This window comes from Streptomyces sp. NPDC059499 (assembly GCF_042749285.1).
Taxonomy (GTDB): Bacteria; Actinomycetota; Actinomycetes; order Streptomycetales; family Streptomycetaceae; genus Streptomyces.
Genome location: NZ_JBHYTT010000001.1, coordinates 252,013 through 275,584, shown reverse-complemented (window position 1 = coordinate 275,584; position 23,572 = coordinate 252,013). Strand labels below are relative to the sequence as shown.

22 protein-coding genes are annotated in these 23,572 nt (G+C 71.5%); 5 read left to right on the top strand and 17 right to left on the bottom strand.

Annotated features, from left to right (window positions below; genetic code table 11):
• The first annotated feature begins 28 nt into the window (after positions 1 to 28).
• Entirely contained in the window at positions 29 to 232 is a 204-nt protein-coding gene (locus ACFW9O_RS01265) for a DUF1918 domain-containing protein (RefSeq protein ID WP_351170625.1), read from the top strand.
• Between the two features lie 55 nt (positions 233 to 287).
• Here ACFW9O_RS01265 and ACFW9O_RS01260 read toward each other — a convergent pair whose 3' ends face one another.
• Positions 288 to 1,532, bottom strand: coding sequence for a glycoside hydrolase family 10 protein (locus ACFW9O_RS01260; RefSeq protein WP_384603722.1), 1,245 nt, complete (start codon positions 1,530 to 1,532; stop codon positions 288 to 290).
• Positions 1,533 to 1,752: 220 nt separating this feature from the next.
• Between ACFW9O_RS01260 and ACFW9O_RS01255 the strand changes: the two genes are divergently transcribed.
• A complete protein-coding gene (locus ACFW9O_RS01255; protein ID WP_351172834.1) occupies positions 1,753 to 2,613 on the top strand; it encodes a 3-hydroxybutyryl-CoA dehydrogenase in 861 nt (286 codons plus the stop codon).
• A 98-nt stretch (positions 2,614 to 2,711) separates the two neighbouring features.
• On the opposite strand, the gene ACFW9O_RS01250 is transcribed toward ACFW9O_RS01255, so the two are convergent.
• The 9 genes from ACFW9O_RS01250 to infC form a co-directional block, all read right to left on the bottom strand.
• Positions 2,712 to 3,242, bottom strand: coding sequence for an NUDIX hydrolase (locus tag ACFW9O_RS01250; protein ID WP_351172831.1), 531 nt, complete (start codon positions 3,240 to 3,242; stop codon positions 2,712 to 2,714).
• An 87-nt stretch (positions 3,243 to 3,329) separates the two neighbouring features.
• Positions 3,330 to 4,670: a transcriptional regulator gene (locus tag ACFW9O_RS01245; RefSeq protein WP_351172828.1), complete on the bottom strand. Its 1,341-nt coding sequence runs from the start codon at positions 4,668 to 4,670 to the stop codon at positions 3,330 to 3,332.
• A 454-nt stretch (positions 4,671 to 5,124) separates the two neighbouring features.
• Complete coding sequence (gene pheT / locus ACFW9O_RS01240) at positions 5,125 to 7,638, bottom strand: phenylalanine--tRNA ligase subunit beta (protein ID WP_384603720.1); 2,514 nt, start codon at positions 7,636 to 7,638, stop codon at positions 5,125 to 5,127.
• Entirely contained in the window at positions 7,638 to 8,765 is a 1,128-nt protein-coding gene (gene pheS / locus ACFW9O_RS01235; RefSeq protein WP_384603718.1) for a phenylalanine--tRNA ligase subunit alpha, read from the bottom strand. Before pheS ends, pheT begins: the two co-directional genes overlap by 1 nt.
• Before the next feature lie 145 nt (positions 8,766 to 8,910).
• A complete protein-coding gene (locus tag ACFW9O_RS01230; RefSeq protein ID WP_384603716.1) occupies positions 8,911 to 10,065 on the bottom strand; it encodes an ATP-binding protein in 1,155 nt (384 codons plus the stop codon).
• A gap of 145 nt (positions 10,066 to 10,210) precedes the next feature.
• On the bottom strand, positions 10,211 to 11,050 hold the full coding sequence (locus ACFW9O_RS01225; protein ID WP_384603713.1) for a TrmH family RNA methyltransferase: 840 nt from the start codon (positions 11,048 to 11,050) through the stop codon (positions 10,211 to 10,213).
• Between the two features lie 155 nt (positions 11,051 to 11,205).
• Complete coding sequence (rplT, locus tag ACFW9O_RS01220) at positions 11,206 to 11,589, bottom strand: 50S ribosomal protein L20 (protein WP_329212826.1); 384 nt, start codon at positions 11,587 to 11,589, stop codon at positions 11,206 to 11,208.
• 106 nt (positions 11,590 to 11,695) lie between these two features.
• Positions 11,696 to 11,890, bottom strand: coding sequence for a 50S ribosomal protein L35 (gene rpmI, locus ACFW9O_RS01215; RefSeq protein ID WP_031097481.1), 195 nt, complete (start codon positions 11,888 to 11,890; stop codon positions 11,696 to 11,698).
• A 120-nt stretch (positions 11,891 to 12,010) separates the two neighbouring features.
• Positions 12,011 to 12,754 carry a translation initiation factor IF-3 gene (gene infC, locus ACFW9O_RS01210; RefSeq protein WP_351172811.1) on the bottom strand — a complete coding sequence of 248 codons (744 nt, stop codon included), beginning with the start codon at positions 12,752 to 12,754 and terminating at the stop codon, positions 12,011 to 12,013.
• Between the two features lie 341 nt (positions 12,755 to 13,095).
• On the opposite strand from infC, the gene ACFW9O_RS01205 reads away from it, so the two are divergent.
• Positions 13,096 to 13,458, top strand: coding sequence for a DUF1844 domain-containing protein (locus ACFW9O_RS01205; protein WP_329212824.1), 363 nt, complete (start codon positions 13,096 to 13,098; stop codon positions 13,456 to 13,458).
• A 62-nt stretch (positions 13,459 to 13,520) separates the two neighbouring features.
• On the opposite strand, the gene ACFW9O_RS01200 is transcribed toward ACFW9O_RS01205, so the two are convergent.
• Positions 13,521 to 14,249, bottom strand: a complete 729-nt coding sequence (locus tag ACFW9O_RS01200; RefSeq protein WP_351172808.1) for an SseB family protein — start codon at positions 14,247 to 14,249, stop codon at positions 13,521 to 13,523.
• A gap of 86 nt (positions 14,250 to 14,335) precedes the next feature.
• On the opposite strand from ACFW9O_RS01200, the gene ACFW9O_RS01195 reads away from it, so the two are divergent.
• Positions 14,336 to 15,238: a serine hydrolase gene (locus ACFW9O_RS01195; RefSeq protein ID WP_384603706.1), complete on the top strand. Its 903-nt coding sequence runs from the start codon at positions 14,336 to 14,338 to the stop codon at positions 15,236 to 15,238.
• On the opposite strand, the gene mycP is transcribed toward ACFW9O_RS01195, so the two are convergent.
• A complete protein-coding gene (gene mycP / locus ACFW9O_RS01190) occupies positions 15,222 to 16,439 on the bottom strand; it encodes a type VII secretion-associated serine protease mycosin (protein WP_384603703.1) in 1,218 nt (405 codons plus the stop codon). The two genes, ACFW9O_RS01195 and mycP, sit on opposite strands and share 17 nt — an antisense overlap.
• Complete coding sequence (locus tag ACFW9O_RS01185; protein WP_384605209.1) at positions 16,436 to 17,299, bottom strand: hypothetical protein; 864 nt, start codon at positions 17,297 to 17,299, stop codon at positions 16,436 to 16,438. Before ACFW9O_RS01185 ends, mycP begins: the two co-directional genes overlap by 4 nt.
• Before the next feature lie 491 nt (positions 17,300 to 17,790).
• Between ACFW9O_RS01185 and ACFW9O_RS01180 the strand changes: the two genes are divergently transcribed.
• Positions 17,791 to 18,993 (top strand): amino acid deaminase/aldolase, encoded by a 1,203-nt coding sequence (locus ACFW9O_RS01180; RefSeq protein ID WP_384603701.1) that lies wholly within the window; start codon positions 17,791 to 17,793, stop codon positions 18,991 to 18,993.
• A 31-nt stretch (positions 18,994 to 19,024) separates the two neighbouring features.
• Here the strand turns inward: ACFW9O_RS01180 and ACFW9O_RS01175 are convergent, their stop codons facing one another.
• Genes ACFW9O_RS01175 through ACFW9O_RS01160 form a run of 4 tightly spaced genes read right to left on the bottom strand, consistent with a single transcriptional unit; the run spans position 19,025 to position 23,520 of the window.
• On the bottom strand, positions 19,025 to 19,960 hold the full coding sequence (locus tag ACFW9O_RS01175; RefSeq protein ID WP_384603699.1) for a DUF2510 domain-containing protein: 936 nt from the start codon (positions 19,958 to 19,960) through the stop codon (positions 19,025 to 19,027).
• A gap of 31 nt (positions 19,961 to 19,991) precedes the next feature.
• Complete coding sequence (locus tag ACFW9O_RS01170) at positions 19,992 to 20,780, bottom strand: 3-oxoacyl-ACP reductase (RefSeq protein WP_384603696.1); 789 nt, start codon at positions 20,778 to 20,780, stop codon at positions 19,992 to 19,994.
• 6 nt (positions 20,781 to 20,786) lie between these two features.
• Positions 20,787 to 22,151, bottom strand: coding sequence for an aldehyde dehydrogenase family protein (locus ACFW9O_RS01165; RefSeq protein ID WP_384603694.1), 1,365 nt, complete (start codon positions 22,149 to 22,151; stop codon positions 20,787 to 20,789).
• Between the two features lie 7 nt (positions 22,152 to 22,158).
• Positions 22,159 to 23,520: a glutamine synthetase family protein gene (locus ACFW9O_RS01160; protein WP_384603692.1), complete on the bottom strand. Its 1,362-nt coding sequence runs from the start codon at positions 23,518 to 23,520 to the stop codon at positions 22,159 to 22,161.
• Between the last annotated feature and the right edge of the window lie 52 nt (positions 23,521 to 23,572).

Sequence of the window (23,572 nt, the reverse complement as noted above, 5' to 3'; positions counted from 1 at the left end):
ATCGCCACCCGTGAGGAGGTCACTCCCGATGGAGGCACATGCGGGCGACCGGCTGCTGATGCACGGCAGGACCGTGGGACAGCACGACCGCGTCGCAGACATCATCGAAGTGCTCGGCGACGGGGGCAGTCCCCCCTTCCGCCTGCGCTTCAAGGACGGGCATGAGTCGATCATGTCCCCCGGCCCCGACAGCGTCGTCCAGCACACCGCCCCCGAGGACCGGGACCGGTAACCGGGCCGCGCGCGAGCAGCCGGGGGTGCGGCCCCCGGCTGCACGCGCCCCCGGATCAGCGCGGTGTGCGGGCCCGCACCTGGTAGTGGTCGGCGACCACACGGGCCATCGCTCCGATCCTGTCGGCCTTCACGTGCTGCGCGGAGAAGAAGACGTGGCCGCCCACCTCCGGGTGGGTGGCGGCGAGGTCGAGGTGGTGGGAGAGCTCCGCCGGGTCCTGCCAGGCGGCGGGCTGCGCGGGATCACCGGCCTTGTAGAGCGCCTCCCCCGCGTACAGACCGACTCCCGTGCCCCGGACCGTCTCGGCCCACCAGGGCAGCAGCTTCGCGTAGTCGGCGGCGGCGAAGCCGATGTTCCAGTAGATCTGCGGGCAGATGTAGTCGATCCAGCCCTCCTTCACCCACTTGCGGGTGTCGGCGTGCAGGTCGTCGTAGGTCTGCACTCCGGCCCTGGTGTCCGAGCCCAGCGGATCGGTCGCGGCGTTGCGCCACACCCCGAAAGGGCTGATCCCGAAGCGGACGGCCGGCTTGATCTCCTTGATCCGTTCGGCCGTCCCGCTGACGAGCCGGTCAGTGTTGTCCCGGCGCCAGGCGGCCTTGTCCGGGAAGTCCGCGCCGTACTCCTCGTACGCGGCGTCGTCGGCGAAGACCTGGCCCGCCACCGGGTAGGGGTAGAAGTAGTCGTCCCAGTGGACCCCGTCGATGTCGTAGCGGGTGACCGCGTCGAGCATCGCGTCCTGGACGAACGTCCTGACCTCGGGGAGCCCCGGGTTGTAGTAGAGCTTCCCGCCGTAGGGCAGTACCCATTCCGGATGAAGTCTGGCCGGGTGGGTGGCGACGAGCCGTGAAGGGTCCGTGTGGTTCGCGACCCGGTACGGATTGAACCAGGCGTGCAGCTCCAGACCGCGGGCGTGCGCCTCACGCACCGCGGTCCCCAGCGGGTCCCAGCCCGGGTCCTGGCCCTGCACCCCGGTCAGGCACTGCGCCCACGGCTCGTACGGCGAGGGCCACAGGGCGTCGGCGGTCGGCCGCACCTGGAGGAACACCGCGTTCAGCCGCAGCTCGACCGCCCGGTCCAGATGGGCGGCCAGTTCCGCCTGCTGGGCCGCGGCGCTCAGGCCGGGGGCGGACGGCCAGTCCAGATTGGCGACCGTCGCGATCCACACACCCCGCAGCTCACCCGGAACCGCCCTGCGGCGCCTGCGTGCGGAGCCCGGCCGGGGGCCGGCGACCGCGTCGCCCGCCGTCATCAGCGCGGCCACCATCCCGGCCGCGCCCATCGCGAAGGATCTTCGGCCCATATGCCGCATTCATCACACCTTTCACGCGTCTGTCCCCTGCACCGTTCCGGTCTCACACCGGACATGGCCTGTGACGCAGATCATGCCTGCCCCGGGACCTCCCGACCCGCAGGTCACCGCGGCCGGATTGCGGAGTAACGTCGTGGGGTCGAGGCGGGCACCGGAATCAGACGGGAACTGCCGCACGAAGATCAGCGAAAGGCACGAGGTGACGGACTCTATGGCCGACATTGCACGCGTCGGAGTGGTGGGCTGTGGCCAGATGGGCGCAGGCATCGCGGAGGTGTGCGCCCGCAGCGGCCTCGATGTCATGGTGGCCGAGACCACCGGCGAGGCCCTGGAAATAGGGCGTACCCGGCTGCACAACTCCCTGTCGAAGGCCGCCGAACGCGGCAAGATCACTGCGGAGGAGCGCGACGAGACACTCGGCCGCCTCAGCTTCACCACCGACCTCGGTGAGTTCGCGGACCGCGACCTCGTCATCGAGGCCGTCGTGGAGAACGAGCAGGTCAAGACCGAGATCTTCCAGGTGCTCGACCAGGTGGTGACCCGGCCGGACGCGATCCTCGCCTCGAACACCTCCTCCATCCCGCTGGTGAAGCTCGCCGTGGCCACGTCCCGGCCGGACCAGGTCATCGGCATCCACTTCTTCAACCCGGCCCCGGTGCAGAAGCTCGTCGAGCTGATCCCCGCTCTGACGACGTCGGACGAGACGATAAAGCGCGCCGAAGCCGTCGTGCAGAACGTGCTCGAGAAGCACGCGATCCGCGCCCAGGACCGTTCCGGATTCGTCGTCAACGCCCTGCTGATCCCGTACCTGCTCTCGGCGATCCGGATGTTCGAGTCGGGCATCGCCAGCCGCGAGGACATCGACAACGGCATGGAGATGGGCTGCGCCCACCCGATGGGTCCGCTCAAGCTCGCCGACCTGATCGGACTGGACACCGTGGCCTCCGTCGCCGACTCGATGTACGCGGAGTACAAGGAGCCCCTGTACGCCGCTCCCCCGCTGCTCCAGCGGATGGTCGACGCGGGCCGCCTCGGCCGCAAGACGGGCTCGGGCTTCTACCCGTACGGCTGAATTTTCGCGGCGCCGTGACCACGCGTCAGGCACCGCACATGTACGCGAAGGGGCCGGCCGGGACATCCCCGGCCGGCCTTTCGCATGTCCGTATGCGCTCAGCCCAGCTGCATGTGATGGAGCATCAGCAGGCCGGCCGCCATGTTGGCCGCCGGGATCTCGCCGCGCGCGATCATGTCGGGCACGAGTTTGAGCGGTATCCACTCGCGGCGCGAGGACTCGAAGCCGTCCGCCGGGGGGCCGGTGTACGTCGCCTCCCGCGTCCAGAACAGATGGTGCCGGGCGTCGATGAGGCCGTTGGCCGGCTCCACCGTCATCAGCGGGCGCAGTTCGCCCGGGCGCCAGCCGGTCTCCTCCTCCATCTCCCGGGCCGCCCCGGCAGCGATGTCCTCGCCGTCCTCGACGACACCCGCGGCGAGCTCCCAGCCCCAGCTGTCGGTGATGAACCGGTGCCGCCACAGCAGGAGCACCTCGTTCGCCTCGTTCACGACGGTCGCCGCGGCCACCGGCCGCAGCCGGATGAGGAAGTGCTCGAGATGCCGGCCGTCAGGCAGAACGACATCTGCCAGATTGACCCGGAACCAGCGGTTCTCATAAACAGTCTGTTCGCCTAAGTTCATCCACTGCACAGTTTTGCCACCTTCCGACTGGTCGATGGCAACATCGGAGCAGGGTCAGCCCCGCAAGGGAACGTGCGGCGGCGCCTCGGGCGGAGCTCACAGAGGCACGCGCAGCGCCCCGTCGATGAGGCCGGCCGCCGCTTCGGCGTCGGCGGAGCCGCTCGCGGCCAGGTGTTCCCGCACGGAGCGCAGCCGGTCTCGCAGCCGCCGCGACTCCATGCCCCGGGCGCGTTCCGCCATTTCCGAGGCGGTGCGGGCCGCCTTGTCCGGCTCTCCCTGGAGCAGTTCGAGATGGGTGAGCATCGCCAGCCTGTGCACGGTGCCGCGGTCGTGCGCCGGGGAGCGTACGGCCGCCGCGGCGTGCTCCCTGGCACCGGGGAGATCCCCGAGCCTGAGCAGCGCCTCCGCCACCTGGACGTTGACGAGTCCGGGCTGCACGTATCCCGTCTCGTCCGGTTCGTGGCCCGGGTGGATGCGGCCGTCCTGGGACTCTGCGCGCCTGATGCACTCCAGGGCGCTCCTGTGGTCGCCGAGCTGCGCGTAGGCCTTGGCCTGCATCGCGTACAGATCGGCTGCCAGGGCCGGGGTGATGTGGGAGCCCGCCGCCCGCAGTGCGGCCTCGGCGAACGCGACGGACCGGCGGTAGTCGGCCAGGAACAGCGACTGGTTGACCAGCAGCGCGATCACGTAGCCGCCGAGCCCCCGGTCCCCGCTGGCCTTGGCGAGTCGCAGCGCCTGGTGGAAGTAGCGCTGCGCGAGCCCGTGGGCGTCCGAGTCGTAGGCGCAGATCCCCGCGACGGCCACCAGCCCGCCCGTCGCACGGTGCAGTTGACGGCCCGTCGCATCGCTGTACCCGCTGCGCAGGAGCGGTGCCGTCTCGGCGTTGAGGAAGCCCACGACCCTGGCCCTGGTCGCGATGCCGCCCGCCTTTCGGTACATCTGTTCGTAGTGGGCGCGGGCCGCGCGCAGCATCGCTATGTCGGCCATGCTCACGCGGGACGGCCCGGGGCGGGACACGTCGGCGTCCTCGGGCGGGTTCTCCCACTCCCAGACGGGCATCACGGCCGTCGTACCCGTGACAGCGGGAGCCGTGACGAGGTTGGGGCGCTGCTGTTCGTCGGAGCGCCACAGCGCGGTCGCGTGCTCGACGAATCCCGGGAGGGTCGAACCGTGCGCGACCGTGTACACCCCCGAGGTACCCATGCCGATGTCGTCGAGCGTGACGGGCCGCTCCAGCCGGCTGCCCAGGACCTCGCAGATCAGGTCCGGCACCTGACCGCGTGGGCGCTGGCCCTTGAGCCAGCGGGAGACCGCGGTGTGTTCGTACTTCAGGCACAGGCCGCGGGCGCGGCCTGCCTGGTTGACATGGCCGGCGAGCCCTGCGCGGGACACACCCGCCTCGTCGATCAGGGATTCGAGCAGGACGTTGGGCTCCATTGCCCCCCCCATGTGCGCGTCGCAATGACCCTAGTGGAGCACGATTCACACGGGGTGTGAACGGAATGCCCGAACCATCCTGCTGTGCGCTCTGCCGCGCCGGGGCACCGGTCGCTTGAATGAGTGCCTCGCAAGAGGCGGCCGGGTCGTCGGCTCCCCCTCGTAAAGTTCGACGACCCGCACCCGCGCCGTCCGTTCTGCCGACCTGCCCGACACTCCGTGGCAGGGCGGGCGGCGCCGGATCGCACGACCTACTGCCCCGATGAACAGGAGGGTGGATGCGGGACCGGCCGGACCGGGGTTCCCCCCGGCGCCGTCCCGGGGCCCGCGTGCGGTCCACACGCCCGGCGAGAAAGAGGAAGGGGCGTATCCGGTGGCCGGATACGCCCCTCCTCACTGTGCGCGAACAGCGCGCGAGCCCTGCGCCGAGACCTTGTCGGCAAGGGCAGGGGTGCTACGCGCCGCGCAGCACCGCGCCCGTGCGCTCGGCGGCCAGGGCGACCGCGGTGTCGCGGGCCGCGGAGGCCTCGTCGACGGTGAGCGTGCGGTCGGTGGCGCGGAAGCGCAGCGCGTACGCCAGGGACTTCTTTCCCTCACCGATCTGGTCGCCGGTGAAGACGTCGAACAGCCGCAGCGACTCGAGGAGGTCGCCGGCGCCTTCGCGCAGCGCCTTCTCGACCGCGTCGGCGGACACGTCCTGCCCGACGACGAGCGCCACGTCCTGGGTCGCCACCGGGAAGGTGGAGATCCGCGGCGCCTGGAGCGCACCGTCCACGGCCTGCTCCAGGACGTCGAGCTCGACCTCCATGGCGCAGCTCCGCTCCGGCAGGTGGAGCTCCTTGATGACGCGCGGGTGCAGTTCGCCCGCGTGCCCGAAGAGGGTCTCCTCGCCGTTGACCGTGACGTACAGCGCGGCGCACCGGCCGGGGTGCCACGGGGCGTGCTGATCGCCGCGGACGGTCAGCTCGACGCCCGCCTCACGGGCGATCGTGCGTGCCGCCTCGACGGAGTCCGCCCAGTCGGCGGGACGGCCCTTGCCCCACCAGCCGGCCTGCTCGCGGGCGCCCGCGAGGACGACGGCGGCGCGGCGCGGCTGGCGCGGGAGCGCCGCGTCGAGACCGGCGATCTCCTCGTCGGTGGGACGGCGGTCGACGGGCAGCCGTACGGCCTTCGTCTCCTCGCCGGTCGGCCGGAAGACCAGGCCCGTCTCGAAGAGCGCGAGGTCGTGGCTGCCTCGCCCGTCGTTGCGCCGCAGTGCCCCGAGCAGACCCGGCAGCAGCGTCGTGCGCAGTGCGGGCTCCTCGTCGGACAGCGGGTTGACGAGCGTGACCGTACGGCGGCGGGCGTCGTCCTTGTCCAGGCCGAGCTGGTCGAGGGCGGCCTCGCCGATGAACGGGTAGCTGAGCGCCTCGACGTAACCGGCGCCCGCGAGTGCGCGGCCGATGCGCCGGTGCAGCCGCTGCCGGTCGGTGAGCCCCCGGCCGGACGGCGGCGTCGGCAGCGTGGACGGGAGGTTCTCGTAGCCCTCGAGCCGGATGACCTCCTCGGCGAGGTCGTTCGGAGCTGCGAGGTCGGGGCGCCAGGACGGCACCGTGACGATCAGCTCGTCCTGCCCGTAGACGTCGCAGCCGACCTGCTGGAGGCGGCGTACGACGATCTCGCGGCCGTACGCGACACCGGCCACCCGGTCGGGGTGGTCGGCGGGCATGGCGATGGTGCGGGGCGCGGACGGGGCGCTGATCTCGGTGACGCCCGACTCCGCGGTACCGCCGGCGAGAAGGACCAGCAGGTCGACGGTGCGCTGCGCGGCAGCGGCGGCGGCCTGCGGGTCGACGCCTCGCTCGAAGCGCTTGGACGCCTCCGAGGCCAGCTTGTGGCGGCGCGCGGTCCGGGCGATGGAGATCGCGTCGAAGTGCGCGGCCTCGATGACGACCTCGGTGGTGCCGGCCTCCTCGGCCTGCACGTCGGCGATCTCCGTGTCGGCACCGCCCATGACGCCGGCGAGCCCGATCGGCCCGCGGTCGTCGGTGATGACCAGGTCCTGGGCGTCCAGGACGCGTACCGTGCCGTCGAGCGTGGTGAGCTTCTCGCCCTGCTGGGCGCGGCGCACCCCGATCGTCCCCTCGATACGGGTGCGGTCGTAGGCGTGCAGCGGCTGGCCGAGCTCGAGCATCACGTAGTTGGTGACGTCGACCGCGAGCGAGATCGGACGCATCCCGGCCTTCTGCAGCCTGCGCTGCATCCAGATCGGGGAGCGTGCCTCGGGCTGCAGACCGACCACGGTGCGCGCGGTGAAGCGGGAGCAGCCGATCGGGTCGGACACCTTCACCGGGTAGCCGTACGCGTTCGGCGCGGGCACGTCCAGGAGCGCCGGGTCGCGCAGCGGCAGGCCGTACGCGATCGCGGTCTCGCGGGCGACGCCGCGCATCGACAGGCAGTAGCCCCGGTCCGGGGTGACGGCGATGTCGAGGACCTCGTCGATGAGCTCGAGGAGCTCGATCGCGTCGGTGCCGACCTCGTGCTCGGGGGGCAGCACGATGATGCCGTGCGTACCGTCGTCGCCCATGCCGAGCTCGTCGGTGGAGCAGATCATGCCGTGCGAGGTCCTGCCGTACGTCTTGCGCGCGGCGATCGCGAAGTCGCCGGGCAGGACGGCGCCCGGGAGGACCACGACGACCTTGTCGCCGACGGCGAAGTTACGGGCGCCGCAGACGATCTCCTGCGGTTCGCCGGTGCCGTTGGCGGTGCCGACGTCGACGGTGCAGAAGCGGATGGGCTTCTTGAAGCCCTCCAGCTCCTCGATGGTCAGTACCTGACCGACGACGAGGGGGCCCTTGAGGCCCGCGCCGATCGGTTCGACGGTCTCTACCTCGAGGCCCACGGCGACGAGCTCGGCCTGTACGTCACGGCCGGTCTCGGTCGCCGGCAGGTCGACGTACTCCCGCAGCCAGGAAAGCGGGACGCGCATCAGATCTCCATCCCGAACGGCCGGGTGAACCGGACGTCACCCTCGACCATGTCTCGCATGTCTTCGACGTTGTGGCGGAACATCAGCATCCGCTCGATGCCGAACCCGAAGGCGAATCCGCTGTACTTCTCGGGGTCGACGCCGCAGGCGACGAGCACCTTGGGGTTGACCATGCCGCAGCCGCCGAGCTCGATCCAGCCCTCGCTGCCGCAGGTGCGGCAGGGGCGGTCCGGGTTGCCGACGGACTCGCCGCGGCAGACGTAGCAGACCATGTCCATCTCGGCGGACGGCTCGGTGAACGGGAAGAAGTTCGGCCGCAGCCGGGTCTTCATGTCCGGCCCGAAGAGCGCCTGGACCATGTGGTCGAGGGTGCCCTTGAGGTCGGCCATGGTGAGGCCCTCGTCGACGGCGAGCAGCTCGATCTGGTGGAAGACCGGGGTGTGCGTCGCGTCGAGCTCGTCGGTGCGGTAGACCCTGCCGGGGCAGACCACGTAGACGGGGGGCTTGCGGCTGAGCAGCGAACGGGCCTGGACCGGCGAGGTGTGCGTGCGCAGCACGACACCGGACTCGTCGTTCCTGGCACCGTCGGCGCCCTGGACGAAGAAGGTGTCCTGCATCTGCCGGGCCGGGTGGTCCGGCACGAAGTTCAGGGCGTCGAAGTTGAACCACTCCGCCTCGACCTCGGGGCCTTCCGCGATCTCGTAGCCCATGGCGACGAAGACGTCGGCGACGCGCTCCATGATGGTCGTGAGGGGGTGGCGCGCACCGGCCGGAGTGCGGTCGTAGGGCAGTGTGACGTCCACGGCCTCCTCGACGAGCACACGGGCGTCACGCTCGGCCTCCAGCTCCGTCTGGCGGGCGGCGAGGGCCTTGGAGACGGCGCCACGGGCCTGGCCCACGCGCTTGCCCGCCTCGGCCTTGGCCTGCGGCGGCAGGGCGCCGATCTCCCGGTTGGCGAGCGACAGGGGCGAGGTGCCACCGGTGTGCGCGGTCTTCGCCTGGGCGAGCGCGTCGAGGTCGCCGGCAGCGGCGAAGGCGGCGAACGCCTCGTCCCGCATGCGCTCGATCTCTTCCGGTTTCAGTGCCTCGACCTCGACTGGGTCGTACGACTTGTTCGGTGCCGACATCTCTTCCCGTGCTTCCGATTGGCTGATACTGCGCTGAACCGGGGAAACCCCGGACCCCGCGGACCCTCGCTCGACGACTGAGGACGCAAAGGTGCCAAAAGTCGAGTCTAAGGGCCGGGGAGGGGCGAAGAAGCCCGTGGGCCGCTCAGGCCAGGTAGGCCGGGGCGCTCACGGGCAGGATAAATCGGAACTCGGCGCCTCCGCCGGGCCCCCGGTCGACCGTGATCGTGCCGCCGTGCGCCTCGACGATGCCCTTGACGATGTAGAGGCCCAGGCCGGTCCCGCCGCGCTTGCTCCCCCGCCAGAAGCGGGTGAAGACGCGGCCCATCGACTCCTCGGGGATGCCGGGACCTTCGTCGCTCACGGTGACTGCCGTTCCGCTCTCGTCGCTCTTCCCCGGTGCGGGTGCAGGGGCGATCTCAATAGTGACGGTTCCCTCGCCGTGGCGCACCGCGTTTTCCAGGAGGTTGCCCAGGACCTGGTCGACCTTGTCGGGGTCGGCCCAGAGGTCGGGCAGGGGCTGCCGGGTGCGTACGAGGAAACGGTCCGGTGCCTGGCCGTTCGCCGTGAGGGCCTGGACGTGGCGTTCGACGGCGGCGGAGATGTCCACGGGCTGGCGGCGCAGCTCGAGGCGCCCGGAGTCGATGCGGGAGATGTCGAGCAGCTCCGCGATGAGCCGGTTGACGCGGTTGGCGTCGGCGTCGACGGTCTCCAGCATGAGCCGCTTCTGGTCGTCGGTGAAACGCTCCCACTTGGCCAGCAGGGTCGCGGTGAACCCCTTGACCGAGGTCAGCGGGGAGCGCAGCTCGTGGGCGACGGTGGCGATCAGCTCGGCGTGACTGCGCTCGGTGCGGCGGCGCGCCTCGGTGCCGCGGAGCGAGACGACCAGCCGGCGGACCGGGCCGGTCGGGGCGTCGCGTACGTACCGCGCCGATACCAGGACCTCACGGCCTCCGGGGAGCAGCAGGTTCCGCTCGGGCTGTCCGACCCTGGTGGCGAGGCCCCCGTACGGGTCGGTCAGGGCCCACCAGCGGCGGCCCTTGAGGTCTTCGAGGGGAAGCGCGAGCTCGAGGGGGCGGCCCAGGGCCGCGGCCCGCGGTGTGGCGGTGATCCGCGCCGCGGCCGAGTTGAAACAGATGATCCGGCCGCTCTCGTCGGCGACGACGAGACCGTCGGGCAGGTCGTCCGGGTCGATGCCCGTTGCCGCGTCCCCGATGATGCCGCTCGTGTCGTCCCCGTCGGTGATGGCGCGCACGGCGGCCGTGTGTGTCTGACGCGGCCTGCTCATGCCGACAGCCATATTCCCGTACCCCACCTCTCGAACCGGTGCAGTGGGCCCCCGAGTTCGTCACCCTACTAGGCGCCGGACGGCGAGCGACACCCCGAGGCGGCGCACCGGCGGGTGTGGCTTGGATCGATCGGTGGAGCTCCGGTAGCGGGCCGGCTCAGCTGGTGTGCCGCGGGCGCTGGGCCCGTGCGGAGGCGTAGAGGCACACGGCGGCGGCAGTGGCGAGATTGAGGCTCTCCGCCCGGCCGTGGATCGGGACCCGGACGACGGCGTCGGCCAGCGCCCTGGTCTCCTCCGGCAGACCCCAGGCCTCGTTGCCGAACACCCAGGCGGTGGGACCGCCCATGGTGCCCGCGTCGAGCTCGTCGTCGAGGTCGTCCGCGCCCGCGCCGTCGGCCGCCAGGATGCGTACACCGGCGTCCCGCAGCCCTTGCACGGCATGCTCGACGGGCACGCCGACGGCGACCGGCAGATGGAAGAGCGAACCGACCGAGGCGCGGACCGACTTGGGGTTGTACAGGTCCACGGACGCGTCGGTGAGCACGACGGCGTCGGCGCCCGCGGCATCGGCGCAGCGCAGCACGGTACCGGCGTTCCCGGGGTCCCGTACGTGGGCGAGTACGGCGACCAGTGTGGGCTTCGCCGCGAGGATCTCCTCGAAGGGCGAGTCCAGGAAGCGGCAGACACCGATCAGGCCCTGCGGGGTGACGGTCTGCGAGACGTCGGCCAGCACGTCGCTGTCCGCGAGATGCACCCGGGCACCCGCGGCGTGGGCGGCGTCGACGATGTCGGCGTACCGGTCGGCGGCCTCGACGGTGGCGAAGAGCTCGGTCAGCGTGGGCTCGCCGTCGCTGCCCCGGTGCGCCGCGGCCTCCCGCACGGCCTGCGGCCCCTCTGCGATGAACCTGCGCTCCTTGCCGCGGAAGTTGCGCCTGGCCAGCCGTCGTGCGGCGGCGACGCGCGGCGACCGCGCGGAGATCAGTTCGGGGGTGCCCATGGTCGGCGGCGAGCCTCTCTGCGTATCTCTGCTTCTCTGCGTACGTTTTCTCTGCGTACGGATGACTACGTACGCACAGCGTCCTGCAACGCACCGGACCCGCAGACGGCTTGCGCCTGCGGGTCCGGCTCACACACCTGGAAGGACTGCCTGGATCAGGCGGCCTTCGGGGCGTTGACGTCGCTCGGAAGGGCCTTCTGAGCGACCTCGACGAGAGCGGCGAACGCGTTGGCGTCGTTGACCGCGAGCTCGGCCAGGATCTTGCGGTCCACCTCGATGTTGGCGGCGTTCAGACCCTGGATGAGGCGGTTGTACGTCATGCCGTTCTGGCGTGCAGCGGCGTTGATGCGCTGGATCCAGAGCCGACGGAAGTCGCCCTTGCGCTTCTTGCGGTCGTTGTAGTTGTAGACCAGGGAGTGGGTGACCTGCTCCTTGGCCTTGCGGTACAGGCGCGAACGCTGACCGCGGTAACCCTTGGCGGCCTCGAGGATCGCCCGGCGCTTCTTGTGGGCGTTTACTGCCCGCTTGACGCGTGCCACTTTTGACTCCTTACAGCGGGGCCGTGGTTGGACTCACACGGCCCGGATACGAATTGGTCCCGGTCGGATCGAGGTCGCGCCTCCGGGTTCACCGGAGGCAGCGTCCTCACTTGCCGAGAAGCTTCTTGACCTTCTTGACGTCGGCCGGAGCCACGACGACCGTGCCGGTCAGCGAGCGGGTCTTCTTGGACGACTTGTGCTCGAGCAGGTGGCGCTTGCCGGCCTTCTCACGGAGCACCTTGCCGGAGCCGGTGATCTTGAAGCGCTTGCTGGCACCGCTGTGCGTCTTGTTCTTCGGCATCGCGCCGTTCTCTCCTCGTCAGTGGCGCCCCTCTCGGTGCGGGCACCGGACTGCAGGGGCGTCAGATCTTTGGGTGGTTCCCGAGGGACCTGGGGGCGCCTGGATGGCAGCCCCCAGAGGTCACGCCTCGGAAGGTGTTTCTGCAGGTGTCTCGGCCGGAGCCTCGGCAGCTGCGGCCGGGGCCTCAGCTGCTTCGCCCTCGGACTCGGCGTCGTGGGCGTAACCCTGACGCTCCGCCTTGCGGGCGGCCTGGGCTTCGCGGGCCTCGGCCATGGCTTCGGTCTTCTTCTTGTGCGGGCCCAGAACCATGATCATGTTCCGGCCGTCCTGCTTCGGGTTGGACTCGATGAAGCCGAGGTCCTCGACATCCGAAGCGAGACGCTGGAGCAGTCGGAAACCCAGCTCGGGACGGGACTGCTCACGACCACGGAACATGATCGTGATCTTGACCTTGTCCCCCTGCTTGAGGAACCGGACGACGTGACCCTTCTTGGTGTCATAGTCGTGCGGGTCGATCTTCGGCCGGAGCTTCATTTCCTTGATGACCGTGTGCGCCTGGTTCTTGCGCGCCTCACGGGCCTTCATGGCCGACTCGTACTTGAACTTTCCGTAGTCCATGAGCTTGCACACGGGGGGACGGGCTGTCGCCGCCACCTCGACCAGGTCGAGGTCGTACTCCTGTGCAAGCTCCAGGGCCTTGGCAAGCGGAACAATCCCGACCTGCTCGCCGCTGGGACCGACAAGTCGCACCTCGGGAACGCGAATCCGGTCGTTGATGCGGGGCTCGGCGCTGATGGATCCTCCTCGGTAGCGCCACGCGACCGCCTGGCGGACAGCCGCGTAGCGTCTGTTTCGTAAGACCAACCGAGCCGGGGAAGCAAAAATGCCCCGGACGGGACACAGGCGGGGCTCCAGGAAATACCGGAACACCGCGCGGTCAACCGCGGGGCGCATCGAGCAGCTCCATCGTCCGTACGGAACGATGGTCGCTACCTGACCGGTGACCCGCCGTCCGTGAGGACGGTCAGGTGGGAGATCGGAGCCTCCACTTGTGGGCCGAGCACATAGGTGTCCGGCCGGTCGTTACACAAGGTTAGCAGCTTCGCGGGGCGGCGGCTAACCCGCCGCCCCGCACCGCCTCGCGGGTGCTCCCACAGGTGCTCCCACGGACAGAGCCGTGCGGACGTGGCCTTATCGTGTGGGGCATGAGTGACGCGACCCCCAGCACCGAGAACCCCGGCTTCGACGACATGGCCCGCGACATCGCGGAGGTCCCCGCGGTCGAGGTGATCGTGACCGTCGCCGTCAATCTGATGAGCGCGGCCGCCGTGAAGCTCGGTCTGACCGAGGAGGGCGAGCAGCACAAGGACCTGGACGAGGCCCGCAAGCTGGTCCAGGCACTGGCCGGTCTGCTCGACGCGAGCACCACCGAGATCAGCACCTTCCACGCCTCCCCGCTGCGCGACGGCCTGAAGTCGCTCCAGCTGGCCTTCCGCGAGGCCTCGCTCGTACCGGACGAGCCGGGCCAGGGCCCCGGCGAGAAGTACACGGGTCCTGTCTACGGCTGATCCTTCCCCACCGCACACCTCCGAGCCCGCTGCCTGCGACAGGCGGCGGGCTCTCGCGTGTGTCAGCGGGTGAAGAGGGGCTCGCCGGGTGCCTCGGCCCCGGCCGGCAGGAGCGCGAGGTCGATACCGCGCACCAGCCTGGCGCGCAGGACCTCGCTGGCGGACAGCGCGTCGGCGACCCGCCGGGCGGCTTCGGCCACCACCGCGTCCGGGCGGAGGACCAGGGCGAGAGTGCCGTCGGCCTGCCCCGGTCCCAGATGGGCCCGGATCACCGCAGGTTCGGCGGCGACCGCTTCCCGTACCGCGGCGACCACGGCCGGGTCGTCGAGCGGATCCGTGCTGCTGCGGTTCTCGGCCAGCGCGAGCAGCGCCGGGCCGGTCAGTTCGAAGGCGACGGGCCCGGCGAGGTCCAGGACCACCGTGTCCGCCTTCTCATGGGCGGCGGCCTGCAGTGCCTGGTGCAGGGGTACGGCGACGGGGCGGGCCTGCGGGTCCCAGCGGGCCAGCGAGGCGGTGGAGGTGAAGGCGGGCAGGGCGCGCCGGTCGCCGGCCTGCAGGGTCGGCACGGCCATGTCACTGGTCTTCTCGCGACGCAGCCCGTTCTCGTCCTCCTCGACCTCGCCGAGGACGGCGACGACCGGGACGAGGAGCCTGGCACCGCGGAGCGCCGCCAGGACCGGGCCCACGGCTGTCCGGTCCTCCGCCCACGCGGCGAGCGCCGCCGTCAGTTCGGGGGCGGCCGTGCCGTCGTCGTCGGAGAAGCCGGGGTCCGGAATGTTCTTGAGCGCCACACGACGAGCGTAGTGGACCGGTTCTCTCATCCCGGCGACAGGTCGGGCACAGGCTGCTGCCAGCTGCGGTTCCTAGCGTCCGGATCATGTCCCGCAGAAGAATTCGCAGGTCCGCACTGCCCGCGTCCGTGACGGCTGTCGTGCTGCTCGCGGGTTCCGCCGCCGGGGGCGCGTATCTGGTGGGTCGCCCGGCGGATCGCGCGCCCGCCGCCGTGGCATCCGTATCGTCCGCATCGAGCCCGTCGGCCGGGGCGAGCACGAGCGAGGAGCCCGAGGTGGATCTCGACGCGGAGCTGGCCGACGCGCTGGCGCCCCTGACCGGCAGCGCCGACGTGTCGGTGGCGGTGCTGGACACGGCGAGCAGGGCGGGCGCGGTGTACGGGGACGGGGCGTACGACACCGCGAGCATCGTCAAGGTCGACATCCTGGCGGCCCTGCTGCTCCTCGCCCAGGACGAGGGGCGGGAGCTGAACGGCGCCGAGCACGCGTGGGCGGAGGCCATGATCCGGCGCAGCGACAACACCTCGGCCACCGAGCTCCTGAAAGCGGTCGGCGGTGCCGAGGGACTGGACGCGGCGAACGAGCGGCTGGGGCTCTCCGGGACGACCGCGGCACATGCGTGGGGGCTGACGCAGACGACGGCCACCGACCAGGTGCGTCTGCTGGAGACGGTGTTCGGTACGGATTCGGAACTGTCGGAGAGCTCGCGCGCGTACCTGACGGAGCTGATGGGTGACGTCCAGGCGGACCAGCGGTGGGGGGTGTCGGCGGCGGGAAGCGGCGCGGTGCTGAAGAACGGGTGGATGCCCCGCACGACGACCGGGCTGTGGGACATCAACAGCATCGGGCGGGTGGAGAGCGGCGGGAGCACCTACCTGGTGGCCGTGCTGTCACGCGGGCACGCGACGAAGGAGGCCGGTGTCGCCCTCGTCGAGTCGGTGGCGAAGGCCGCCGTCGGCGTGGCCGGACGGGTCAGCGCCACCGGCTGATGCCGGCGACGGTGCCGCTTCCGCCGGTGTGGGCTCCCCTGCCGCGCCACAGGACCACGGCCAGGGCCAGCAGCACGGCGCCGAGCGCCCCGGCGGACGGGGCCAGCCAGCCGGCGGGGCCGTCGTCCCCGGCCTTCGGGTCGGGGCCGGATCCGAAGTACTGCTTGCGGTAACCGGCCGGGGCGGACTTGGCATCCAGGTTGTCGGGGCGGAGCTTCTCCCCGGCCTCGATCGCGGCGGCGGGGTCGACCAGCCCGTAGCCCCGGGCGTCGTCGCGGCCGCCTGCCGGGGAGTTGCGGGCGGTGTCCGCGAGCAGCGTCTTGAGCTGGGCGGGCGACAGCCCGGGGTGGGCGGCGCGTACGAGGGCGACGGCTCCGGAGACGAACGCCGAGGCGGCCGAGGTGCCCCACTCGATGTAGTAGTGGCGGTCGGGGTTGGCGACGACGATGTCGACACCCGGCGCGCTGACGGTGGCGTACCAGCGGCTGGTGGAGAACGCGGCGTGGGTGCCGTACTTGTCGATGGCGGCGACAGCGATCACCCCGGGGTAGGCGGCGGGGTAGGAGACGCCGTTGCCCTTCTCACCGCTGTTTCCGGCCGAGGCGACGACGGAGACGCCCTTGCTCAGGGCGTACTGGACGGCAGCGTCCTCACCGGGTTCGGGGTGCGCGGACTTGCTGTCGTCGCCGAGGGAGAGGTTGATGACGTCGGCACCGTGGTCGGTGGCCCAGCGGATGCCGTCGGCAAGGGCGGTACCGCGCGACTGACGGGCCTTGGCGCGGGACGCGTCGTCGGACTCGAGGATGACCCGCACGGGCAGGATCCTCACCTCCGGTGCGACTCCGAGGACGCCGTCGCCCCGCCCGGGCCCGCTGCCGTGGCCTGCGATGATGCCGGCCATCGCGGTGCCGTGCACGGCCCAGGCTGGGTCGCCCTGTCCGGCCCCGAACCCGATGAGGTCCTTGCCCGGGAGCACCTGGCCCCGGAGGTCGGGGTGGCTGCCGTCGACCCCGGTGTCCAGGACGGCGACGGTGATGCCCTTGCCCTTCGTGGTCTGCCAGGCCCGGTCGGTGTGGAGGGCCTCCAGGGCCCATTGCCGGTCCCGCAGGGCGTCGGCCTGGGCGGGGACCGCGGGCAGTACCGCGAAGGCTGTGGCGAAGGCCACCGCGGCGAACGCGCGGAGCCTGCGGGGGCGGGTCATTCCGGCTTCTCCGTGAGGTCGGTGACGGTCCTGCGCAGCGAACGCTCCACCCGGTCGGCGATGCCCTTCGCCTCGTGGCCGAGCCCGGCCTGGGCGACCGCGGTCGTGGCGCCTGCCGCCATGGCGACGGCTGCGGGCTGCGGCTCGGCGACCGTACGGCCGTCGGCGAAACCGGAGACGGCGAACACGACGACGGGCACCTCGGTCAGAACGCTGACCGTCCAGCTGGCACGCTGCCGGTCACCGAAGTCCGCTGCGGCGGTGCCCTCGGCGGGGTAGGTACGGGGCATCAGGTCGGCCCGTACGTCGAGGTGCTGGCCGGTGAACCGGGTGCTGAGCGCGCGCATCCCTTCACCGTCCGCCTCGGTGAAGGCCATGCCCACGGTGGTGACACTGCTGCGCGTCGCGTCGGTGTAGGTGGCCCGCACCATGCGTTCGCAGCCGACCGGGCGGAGCGTCTTGAGGAGCAGGGGGTCCAGGCCCGCCGCGCAGTCGCTGTCGGTGGCGACGGCGACGCGGGTCCAGACCCGGTCGGTGGCCCCCGGTCCCGCGCCGTCGCCCTTGAGGGTGCGGGGGAAAAGGGTGTCGACGGGGACGCTGTGCCAGGCGGAGCGGCCGGCCGAGTACGCGGTACCGGCTCCGGGCTCGGCCGCGGAGTCCCCCGTGAGCCAGGTGCCGGTGACCGCACCGCCGATCAGTCCGAGGCCGAGCACGACACAGGCCACGGCGGCCGCGGCCCTGCCCGGGTTCCGGGTCTTTATGGGGCGCAGGCGGGTGGTGGTCTCGACGGGCGTCTCGGCGTACGCGTAGTACGCCCCCGGCGGGGCGGGGACGGCTCCGGGGCGCGGGGTGAGATCCACCGCGCCGACGGGCCTGCGCCGGGTCGCGGGCGGGGGCGGAGGGGGCGCGGCGGGAGGCGCGGGCGGCACGATGCGCAGCTGGGTGGTCGTCTCCACGGGCGGGTGCGCGTCGTCCGAGGTGCGGGGCGCGGGGGCCTGAGGGCGGGGCGCGGGGGCCTGCGTGGGCTGCGCGCCCGTGCCCGGTGCGGCGGGAGGCGCGGGCGGAGCCGGAGGCCGCGCAGTGGGCGGAGCCGGGGGCTGCGCGGGGACGGGCGGCGGGGTGGTCGGGCGGGGCGGCACAGGAGCGCGCTGCGCTTCGGTACTCATCCGGCCCCCTGGTTCACGTCCCCGTACCGCCTGCGGATCACTTTCCCGGACCGGCCGTCGGTCATCCGCGTGACCGTCACTCTACGGGGTGGAAGGCGCCCCGTGGGCACAGGACCTGGGGGTGCGGGGGATCTGCACCGAACGTCCCCCTACCCAGTGGTACGACCGTCTGGCAAGCTGCGGCCATGACTGCCCGCGCCGCTGACCGGACCCGTTACGACCGGGCCACCGCCCATCTCGACGCCCCTGTGGCGGTGGTGGACCTGGAGGCTTTCGACGCCAACGCGGACGACCTCGTGCGCCGGGCGGGCGGGAAGCCCGTCCGGGTGGCGAGCAAGTCGGTGCGCTGCCGCGCTCTGCTGGAGCGGGTGCTCGCGCGTCCGGGGTTCGCCGGGATCATGTCGTTCACGCTCGCGGAATCGCTGTGGCTGGCCCGGGCCGGTTTCGACGACGTGCTGCTGGCCTATCCGTCGGCCGACCGGGCCGCTTACGCCGAGCTGGCGGCGGATCCCAAGCTGTCGGCGGCCGTGACCGTGATGGTGGACGACCACGCGCAGCTGGAGCTGATCGACGCGGCACGGGCCGGCGGCACCGAGGAGATCCGGGTCTGTCTGGAGCTGGACACCTCGCTGCGGATGCTCGGCGGCCGGGTCAGGATCGGCGCGCTGCGCTCGCCCCTGCGCTCGCCCGCCCAACTGGCCGAGCTGGCCCGTTCCGTGGCCCGCAGGCCGGGCTTCCGGCTGGTGGGGCTGATGGCGTACGAGGGCCATGTCGCGGGAGTCGGGGACTCGGTCGCCGGCCGGCCGCTGCGGTCGCGTGCGGTCCGCCTGATGCAGGCCACGGCCCGCAAGGAGCTGGCGGCGCGGCGGGCGGAGGTCGTGCGGGCCGTCCGGGCGGTGACGCCGGACCTGGAGTTCGTGAACGGGGGCGGCACCGGCAGTGTGCAGCACACCGCGGCCGAGTCGGCGGTGACGGAGATCGCGGCCGGTTCGGGACTGTACGTACCGCGGCTGTTCGACAACTACACCTCGTTCACGGGCCGTCCGGCCGCCCTGTTCGCCCAGCCCGTGGTGCGGCGGCCGGGTGTGGGCGTGGTGACGGTGCTGGGTGGCGGTTATCCGGCGTCCGGGGCCGCGGGCGCGGACCGGCTGCCGGTCCCGTACCTGCCCGAGGGGCTGCGCTACGACCCGCAGGAGGGTCCGGGAGAGGTCCAGACGCCCCTGCTCGGCTCGCCCGCCGATGATCTGCTGATCGGGGACAAGGTGTGGTTCCGGCACGCCAAGGCCGGTGAGCTGTGTGAGCGCTTCGACGAACTGCAGCTGATCGAGGGCGACCGGATCACGGCGACCGTGCCGACGTACCGGGGCGAGGGCCGTACGTTCCTCTAGGTCGTTCGCCCGGATCGGGACCCGTACGGGGTCAGGGTCCGACCGAGCTGCCGACGCCTCCACCGGTGGCACTGTCACCGAGCGGGCGGATGCCCCGGGTGAGGGTGTCCATGAGGGAGACCGGCAGCTTGTCCTGGCCGGCGTCGAACGCGAAGCGGACGATGACGGGTGTTTCGCTGCCCACCGCCGAGGGGAAGACGAGCGACTGCACGAATCCGCCGGGGCCCTTGCCCGTGGTGACCTGCCGGCGCACCAGGTATCCGGTCCGCCCGGCCACGCTCACGGACTTGGACGCCAGTTCCTTCTGCGACGTGATGCCGCCGTGGATCGGCTCCCCGACGAAGCTCTCCCCGTAGGCCTTGTCGGCGGCGGTCTTGATGTCCTGCTTCGCCAGAGTCTCGACGGACGTGACGTCGGTGCCGCTCGCGGTACGGACGGTGACGGTGCCGTGGTAGCAGTAACTGCCGGAATCGCCGGGGCAGGTGTAGGACTCGACCGTACGCATCGTGGTCGCGTCGTCGAGCGTGCTCTCCGGCTTCTCCCAGCCCTCGGGGATCGGGAGGGTGATCCCGTTGAGCTGGTCGACGAGCACCTTCGGGTCGTCCGCGGGGGCGTCGTCGGCCGACGGGGTGTCCGTGCTCGGGGTGTCGGTCGCCGGTGCGGAGCTGCTGGGCCCGGGGCCCGCCTGCGTGCCGGTCCCGTCGTCCTCGCCCAGCACCAGGATTCCGGTGACGGCCGCGCCGGCGACCACGAGGACCGCCAGCGCGACCGCGACGACCCGGGTGGTCCGGCCGCCGCCCTGGGCGGGGGCCGCTGGGACCTGCGGTGCGAACTGCTGCTGGAACGCGACGGGCTGCGCGACGGCGGACGGCCTGGTGTGCGCGGTCCAGGCCGTGCCGTCCCACCAGCGCTCGGTGCCGGAGGTACTCGCGTCCGGGTACCAGCCGGGAGGGGTCGCGTTGCTCATGCCCCCACTCTAGATTCCGGCGCGGGAAGCCCTAGAGGGGAGTCACGTACGCCCCCGAGATCCCGCCGTCGACGAGGAAGTCGGTGGCGTTGACGAACGAGGAGTCGTCGCTGGCCAGGAAGGCGACGGCAGCCGCGATCTCCGTCGCCTCGGCGAACCGGCCGACGGGAATGTGCACCAGCCTGCGGGCTGCCCGCTCCGGGTCCTTGGCGAACAGTTCCTGCAGCAGGGGGGTGTTGACCGGCCCGGGGCACAGGGCGTTGACCCGGATACCCTCCCGGGCGAACTGCACACCGAGTTCGCGGGACATCGCGAGCACGCCGCCCTTGGACGCGGTGTACGAGATCTGGGAGGTCGCCGCGCCCATCCGGGCCACGAAGGACGCGGTGTTGATGATCGAGCCGCGCCGCTGACGCCGCATGTAGGGAAGGGCCGCCTTGCAGCAGAGGTAGACGGAGGTGAGGTTGACGTCCTGGACGCGCTTCCACGCCTCGAGCCCGGTGGTGAGGATGGAGTCGTCGTCGGGTGGCGAGATACCGGCGTTGTTGAAGGCGATGTCCACGGACCCGTAGGTGTCGTACGCGGCCTTGAACAGCGCCTCGACCTGCTCGGGGTCGGTGACGTCGACCCGTACGAAGGTGCCTCCGGCTTCCTCGGCGGCCGCTCTGCCGGCGGTTTCGTCGATGTCGCCGCAGACGACGTGCGCTCCTTCGGACGCCAGTCTGCGGGCGGTGGCGCGACCGATTCCGCTGCCCGCTCCGGTGATGACGGCGGTACGGCCGGCCAGGCGGCGGCAGATGTTCCCGGTGTCGGTGGTCATGCGTGTTCAGGCCTCCGTGCCGATGAAGACGTTCTTGGTTTCGGTGAATGCCGCGAGGGCGTCGGGCCCCAGTTCACGGCCGAGTCCGGACTGCTTGTAGCCGCCGAACGGTGTCCAGTAGCGGACGGCGGAGTGGGAGTTGACGGACAGGTTCCCGGCCCGCACCGCCCGGGAGACCCGCAGGGCGCGGCCCACGTCGCGGGTCCAGACGGATCCGGCCAGGCCGTACTCGGTGGCGTTCGCGAGCCGGACCGCGTCCGCCTCGTCCTCGAAGGGCAGCACGACGGCGACCGGCCCGAAGACCTCCTCGGTGGCGACGGGCGCGTCCGCGTGGACGTCGGTGAGGACGGTGGGCGGGAACCAGAACCCGGGGCCTTCGGGGGCGCTGCCCCGGATGCCGGCCGCGCCCTCGGGGACGTGACCGCGGACCCGCTCCAGTTGGGTGCGGGAGATCAGCGGGCCCATCTGGGTCTTCTCGTCCGAGGGATCGCCCACGACCACCGAGGCGAGGGCGGGGGCGAGGAGTTCCAGGAAGCGTTCGTGGGCGGAACGCTGGACGAGGATGCGGCTGCGGGCGCAGCAGTCCTGGCCGGCGTTGTCCAGGAAGGACATGGGTGCGGCGGCTGCGGCGGCCTCGATGTCCGCGTCCGCGAAGACGATGTTGGGGCTCTTGCCGCCGAGTTCGAGGGTGAGCCGCTTCACTCGGTCGGCGCACGCGGCCATGATCTGCTTGCCGACACGGGTGGAGCCCGTGAAGACGATCTTGGCCACCCCGGGGTGTTCCACCAGCGCCCTGCCCGCGACCTCGCCCGCGCCGGGCAGTACCTGGAAGAGGTGCTCGGGCAGACCCGCTTCCCGGGCGAGCCCGGCCAGGTGCAGGGCGGTGAGCGGGGTCGTCTCGGCCGGTTTGAGGAGTACGGCGTTGCCGGCGGCGAGAGCCGGGGCGAGTCCCCAGGCGGCGATCGGCAGGGGGAAGTTCCAGGGGGCGATCACCCCGATGACGCCGAGGGGTTCGAGGAAGGTGACGTCGATGCCGCCGGGCACGGGGATCTGACGCCCGGTGAGGCGCTCCACTCCCCCGGCCGCGTAGTCCAGCAGATCGCGGACGTTGCCGGCCTCCCAGCGCGCGTTGCCCAGGGTGTGGCCCGCCTCGGTGACCTCCAGCCGCGCGAGCCGTTCGCCGTGTTCGTCGACGAGGACGGCGAAGCGGCGCAGCAGCCGGGCGCGGTCGGCTGGGGCGAGTGCTGCCCAGATCTGCTGCGCTGCCGCGGCCCGTGTGACGGCGGCGTCCACCTCGGCGACGGTGGTGGCGGGAACGGTGGCGACGAGCCCTTCGGTCGCCGGGTTCAGTACTCGGTGCTCGGTGATCACAGGTGCCTCACAGGCGTTCGAAGGAGCGGCGGAGCTCCCAGTCGGTCACCGCGGCGTCGAAGGCCTCGAGTTCGACGCGCGCCATGTTGCGGTAGTGCGCGACGATCTCGTCGCCGAAGGCCTCCCGGGCCACGTCGCTGTCCTCCCAGAGGTCGGCCGCTTCGCGGAGGGTGGTGGGGACCTGGTCGTATCCGGCGGTGTAGGCGTTTCCCTCGCACGCGTCGGGGAGTTCGAGTGCGTGCTCGATGCCGTGGAGTCCGGCGGCGACGAGGCCTGCGACGGCGAGGTACGGGTTGACGTCTCCGCCGGGGAGCCGGTTCTCGAAGCGCATCGAGCGGCCGTGTCCGACGACGCGCAGGGCGCAGGTGCGGTTGTCGTGGCCCCAGGCGACGGCCGTCGGGGCGAAGGAGCCGGGCTGGAAGCGTTTGTAGGAGTTGATGTTCGGCGCGTAGAGCAGGGAGAAGTCGCGCAGGGCGGCGAGCTGTCCGGCGAGGAAGTGCCGCATCACGGGTGACATCGTGCCGTCCTCACCCGCCATGACGCTCTGTCCGTCTTCGTCCCGGAGCGAGAGGTGGATGTGGCAGGAGTTGCCCTCGCGCTCGTTGAACTTGGCCATGAAGGTGAGCGAGACGCCCTCCTGGGCGGCGATCTCCTTGGAGCCCGTCTTGTAGACGGCGTGCTGGTCGCAGGTGACCAGTGCCTCGTCGTAGCGGAAGACGATCTCGTGCTGGCCGGGGTTGCACTCGCCCTTGGCCGACTCGACGGTGAGGCCGGCCGCCGCCATCTCGTTGCGGATGCGGCGCAGCAGGGGCTCGATGCGGCCGGTGCCGAGGACGGAGTAGTCGATGTTGTACTGGTTGGCCGGGGTGAGGTCGCGGTAGTTGCGGTCCCAGGCCTGCTCGTAGGTGTCCTTGAAGACGATGAATTCGAGCTCGGTGCCGACGTGGGCGGTCAGGCCGTGCGCGGCGAGCCGCTCCAGCTGGCGGCGGAGGATCTGGCGGGGCGCGGCGACGACGGGCGAGCCGTCCTCCCAGGCGAGGTCGGCGAGAAGCATGGCCGTGCCCTCGTGCCAGGGCACCCTGCGCAGGGTGGCCAGGTCGGGGTGCATCGCGAAGTCGCCGTAGCCGTTGGCCCAGGAGGACATCGCGAATCCGTCGACGGTGTTCATGTCCGTGTCGACGGCGAGCAGGTAGTTGCAGCCCTCCGTGCCGTGTTCCAGCACCTCGTCGACGAAGAAGGACGCCGCGAACCGTTTGCCCTGCAGCCGGCCCTGCATGTCGGGGAAGGCAAGGACGACGGTGTCGATCTCGCCGCTCGCGACGAGCAGACGCAGCTCCTCGGGCCTGAGCGGGGGTGTTCGGTCTGCCACGGGGTACTCCTCGTTCGGTCAGCCGGAAGGCTTAAGGTATGGGACAGAACCA